We start from the raw sequence: 4,810 nt of genomic DNA on the forward strand, positions 1-4,810 counted from the left end.
CGGTGGGTTGTACACACTCTCCACCGGATTCTCACATTCCTAGTTACTGACGATTCTAGCTCGGGGTCTCTGGATGTGTCGCTGCGCTAAACTAGAACGGATGGTCTCCGTGGTCTGCGCGCTGGCCATTGTCGTCGAACCTATCCACCGAGTGTCACCTCTCTCTCTCGCGCGAGGGAGGATTTAACCGTCTCTGCGTGTGACCTTCGAACCATGCAACGCGACGGGGGCACACTCGAGTCGGATCCACCGGGGACCGACCCGGAAGAGGCGCTCGAGACGCGCCGACTCGAGCGACGCGCGGGTGCGGGGGCGCTCTCGCGGACGGCAGCGAGGCGGGACGCGACGGTTCGCCAGTGGGGGGTCGCCACCCCGAGTGCGACCGTCATCGGCCGGGCGGCGTCTCCCGACGCCGACCTCTCGGAGAGCGTCCGCAGACTGCACGACGAACGACACACGGCGACGGCGGGCTACGCCGCGCGCGCACACCACCTGGACCGGCTGCGGACGACGCAGGCGCTGTGTAACGCCCTCGAGGTGACGCCCTGGCAGCGCGACTGCGCGCTCGGTGTCATGGACGAGATCGATCTGACGGCGTTCGGGAGCCAGCGGGCGATTCCGACCGTCGCGCTCGTCGTCATCAGACACGTCGTCGACGTCGACCGGCGGGCGTACTTCGGACTCGACGACCTCGACGTGAGCGCGCTCTCACCCGAGCGGATGGACGACCTCTTCGCCCAGTACAAAGCCCACGACATCACCGACGAGGAGGTGTTTCGCCGTCTCGCGGCCGACCACGGGCTGGACACGACGAGTCTGAACCGGCTCCGGCGGGTGTTGATCGACCAACTCGAGGAGCGACCCCCGGTCTACGGCCGGGACCCGAACCGCGATCCGAACATCCCGCGGGCCGAGCGTGCGGCAGCCAGTCGGCCGTCGGAATCCTGAGCCAGGTACGTCCTATTGGCGAGGCGAAACATTGATTGCGCCAACAACGTCATAACGGTATGAACAGTCGTGGAAACGGGTCTGTATCCGATCGCACTATTCTTCGCTGGGTTCGAACGTCGGGTCCTGCGACACCACGGGACATCGCCGAGGGCCGACGCCGTGAGAACGTAATTCGTGTCCGCTGTCGGGAACTGTGTACCTACGGTCTCCTACAGGCCGTCACACACGACCTCTACGTGATCACGGACCGGGGGACCGAGTTCCTCGAACGCGATGTATCACTCGCTGAGTTCGAATCAGGTTCGTCACCCACTCCTGCCTGTGAACACGCTCAGTGGACACGAACAGGTGATCGAATCGATGACTTCAGCCAAATCGACGCCGAAACGATAAAACAGTTCAATTACGAGCGATACATGGACTCAGAAGACTCGTACGGTCTCGTCGACGGCTCACGAGAGAAGACGGTACGACGTATCTGGAACGTCCAGGATCTGTGCCTCGAGCGGGTGATGCGCGAATTCCCACGTCGCGACCCGGTTGTTCAACAGTGTGCTCACTGGGTCCGTACGATCAGTGGCAAACACTTCTTTCCCGATGCGAACCACCGCACCGCAATCGGGACTCTTCGAGCGATTCTCGAACTCAATGACGTTCCAATACCCGACCGATGGCCTGGTGAGTACATCGACCACACAATTCTTCAGGCCAAGTTCGTCCGAACGTTCGTCGTTGACGTACGTTTTGACACGCTCTGGTGTAGAGACGAACTGTACCACGTGTGGCATCGCCACTTCTGTACGCTCTTTCACGACACAGACACGGCCCAACAGCACGACATCCCGACGCCGGTTTTGGGGCGCGCATTCGATGCTGCGCGAAACGAACTCAGCCTGTAGCGTTGAGCACTACCTGCTCTTACGAACCAGATCAGCCGCCATCAGTTGCGGCGACAACACGCGCTTCAGAAGTTGTGTCACTCAGTGTCTCGACTGTCAACTGAGTCAACCTCGCCCATCTTCTTGTACGCACTACGATTCTCGCGGACATCTTTTCTCATGATTTCGAGTGCTTTCTCTTTCATGCTGTGTGGATGGGTGGTTTCGATGAATAAGCTATCTACCGCGCCTATTCAACTGACTTGCAATCAACTTACCCGCCATCCACTATGAATGTTGCTTTGTTTGTCTATTTGTACTGTCGCGATCACTCGAGTTTCTCGAGCGCTTCGAAGAAGTCGACGCGCGGCCCGGCGAGGGTGAGCGCGGTGTCGGCGACGCCGACGGTGACGGTCGCCGGTGGCTCGAGCGGGCGGCGGTTGCGTCCGTCGGCGATGACGTAGCCCGTCTCGGCGTCGGTGATCGTGAGGGAGATTTCGCTGTCGCCCTCGACGACGAGCGGGGGCATCGGATCGCTCGCACACATCTGGGTGACGACGAGTGCCTCGAGCGTCGGAGAGAGGAGCGGGCCGCCCTCGCTGAGGTTGTAGGCGGTCGATCCGGTGGGGGTGGCGACGAGGACGCCGTCGACGTGACTCTCGGCGTAGCGCTCGCCGTCGATACTGATCTCGACCGTCGCGCCGCCGCCGTGGCCCCGCCGGGGACCGTGGACGACGACCTCGTTGAGCGCCGGGGGGAGGTCCCAGTCGGGACCGCTGACCTCGAGTCGGTCGACCTCGTGACAGCCGATCTCACCGTCGGTTCGAAGCCGTTCGACGAGATCGGCGACGGTCTCGAGGGTCTCGGCCGGGGCGACGGCGTTGAGAAAGCCGACCTCGCCGAGGTTGACGCCGAGGAGGGGGGCGTCACCGGCCTCGCGGGCGACGAAGAGGAAGGTGCCGTCGCCGCCGATGCTCACGACCAGGTCGAATCCGCTCATCGCCGCGACGGGGACGCCCTCGCCGCCGACGGCCGCTGCGGTCTCCTCGTCGACGGTCACCGTCACGTCGCTCTCCTCGAGTGCGTCTCTGAGGGTCGTCGCGAGCGAGCGTGCGCGCTCGTTGCCGCGCTGGGCGACGAGTCCGACCGCGATCTCGGTGGCTGCGTCCGCGTCCATCGTCGCCGGATAGCCGCCCCGGGTGCAAAAAGCCCCCTATCCCCGCTCGTAGTGGGATGGGCACGCAGCCGTGGCCGAACGGCAACAACATTCATCTGGATCGGCCGCTTTCGCTTTCGCAACCGGTCTCGAGACGGCTCCGCTCGAGTCGGCACCCTATGGACGCTCCCGTCGAGACGGCGGCTGCCTGCCCCACTCGAGCGACTGCGCTCACCGCCCGGTCGGTGGTGAGCAGATGAGCGACCGCTCGGAGGACGACTGGTTCGAGCGGGCGCTGGCCGAGCGGCGACGACAGGCGGATGACGGCGAGGGGCCGGACGTGGACGGGGTTGACGAGACGGACGAGGTGGACGCACCGGCGGGAATCGACCGATCCACCGAGGGTGAACGAACCGACGCCGAAACGGAGGCGGAGGGAGACGAGACGCCAGCGGGTGACGACGCCGGACCGGAGTCGCTGTTCGAGGAGGACTTCGCGACGGCTCTCGAGAACGTCGAGCTGCCGACGCTCGAGCCGACGGACGTCGTCGCCGACGCCGAAACACTCGACTTCGGCTTCAACGGGCCGGGCGAGGCGGAGTTCGACGACGAGACCTTCGAGTCGGCGCTCGCCCGGATCGACCTCGGTATCGACGGTCTCGACCGGATGATCCAGGGTGGGGTGCCCGAGCGGTCGTTGATGGTCGCCATCGGCGGGGCCGGAACCGGAAAGACCACCTTCGGTCTCCAGTTTCTCGCCCACGGTCTCGAGCGCGACGAACGCGCAGTGTTCATCACGCTCGAGGAGACGCGCCAGCGCGTGATCGACAGCGCGACCGAGAAGGGCTTTCCGTTCGACGCCTACGTCGAGTCGGGCCAGCTCGCCGTCGTGGACGTCGATCCGGTCGAGATGGCGAAGGGTCTCGCCTCGATTCGCAGCGACCTCCCGCGGCTGATCGAGGAGTTCGAGGCGACCCGGCTGGTGCTCGACTCGGTCTCGTTACTCGAGATGATGTACGACGACCGGGCACGGCGGCGAAACGAGATCTTCGACTTCACGCAGAGTCTCAAGGCGGCCGGGGTGACGGCGCTGTTGACGAGCGAGGCCTCCTCGGAGACGCCCTACGCCTCGCGCTACGGCGTCGTCGAGTACCTCACCGACGCGGTGTTCGTCCTCCGGTACGTCCGCTCCGAGAACCTCCCCGAGACGCGCCTGGCGATCGAGATTCAGAAGATCAGAGACGCCAACCACTCGCGGGATACGAAACCCTACGAGATCACGGGCGAGGGACTCGAGGTCTACCAGCAGGCGAACCTGTTCTAGACGCTTCCTACCGCGAGTAATCCGCTGTTGGTCCCGCGTTCGCCGCCCATACTTTTCCACGCGACGCTCGAGTGGGGTGCCATGGCAGATCACACGAGCGCCGACCAGACGCTGACTCGAGAGGAACTCGCGGCGTACCTCCACGGTCTCGCCGAGGAGTTCGAACGGGGCGCTGGACGGATCAACGTCGACGTCGGCAACAAGACGGTCTCGCTCTCGCCGCCGGAACGGGTCGACTGTGCGGTCGAAGTCGTCGAGCGCTCGACGATGATCCGCGGCGAACACGAGACGATCGAGATCGAACTCAACTGGAAGCCCGAGAGCGAGTGACGCGACGCGGGGACCACCGTCGCCGACACGACATGCAGGTGTTCTAACTGATATGTATCCCTAGATTATCCGTCTTTAGCTAAGCGGAGAACCACGTGACAGCGGCGGCTTATCGAGGCATCTTTTCGAGAGGAATGAGGAGGCAACGACTGTGTCCAACAGCGCCTCCTC

At 64.0% G+C, this 4,810-nt stretch carries 5 protein-coding genes; 4 read left to right on the plus strand and 1 reads right to left on the minus strand.

Translation table 11 applies throughout. From position 1 onward, the window contains the following. Positions 1-213: 213 nt before the first annotated feature. A complete protein-coding gene (locus tag N0B15_RS15525; RefSeq protein WP_263020630.1) occupies positions 214-948 on the plus strand; it encodes a DNA-directed RNA polymerase subunit epsilon in 735 nt (244 codons plus the stop codon). Positions 949-1,187: 239 nt separating this feature from the next. Continuing rightward, complete coding sequence (locus N0B15_RS15530; protein WP_263020631.1) at positions 1,188-1,850, plus strand: hypothetical protein; 663 nt, start codon at positions 1,188-1,190, stop codon at positions 1,848-1,850. A 307-nt stretch (positions 1,851-2,157) separates the two neighbouring features. On the opposite strand, the gene N0B15_RS15535 is transcribed toward N0B15_RS15530, so the two are convergent. After that, positions 2,158-3,006: an NAD(+)/NADH kinase gene (locus N0B15_RS15535; protein ID WP_263020632.1), complete on the minus strand. Its 849-nt coding sequence runs from the start codon at positions 3,004-3,006 to the stop codon at positions 2,158-2,160. A 235-nt stretch (positions 3,007-3,241) separates the two neighbouring features. On the opposite strand from N0B15_RS15535, the gene N0B15_RS15540 reads away from it, so the two are divergent. Beyond that, positions 3,242-4,309: a KaiC domain-containing protein gene (locus tag N0B15_RS15540; protein WP_263020633.1), complete on the plus strand. Its 1,068-nt coding sequence runs from the start codon at positions 3,242-3,244 to the stop codon at positions 4,307-4,309. Between the two features lie 81 nt (positions 4,310-4,390). Then, positions 4,391-4,639 (plus strand): amphi-Trp domain-containing protein, encoded by a 249-nt coding sequence (locus N0B15_RS15545; protein WP_263020634.1) that lies wholly within the window; start codon positions 4,391-4,393, stop codon positions 4,637-4,639. The last annotated feature ends 171 nt before the right edge of the window (positions 4,640-4,810 follow it).

Origin of the sequence: Natronobiforma cellulositropha, from assembly GCF_025629245.1 — an archaeon.
GTDB lineage: Archaea > Halobacteriota > Halobacteria > Halobacteriales > Natrialbaceae > Natronobiforma > Natronobiforma cellulositropha.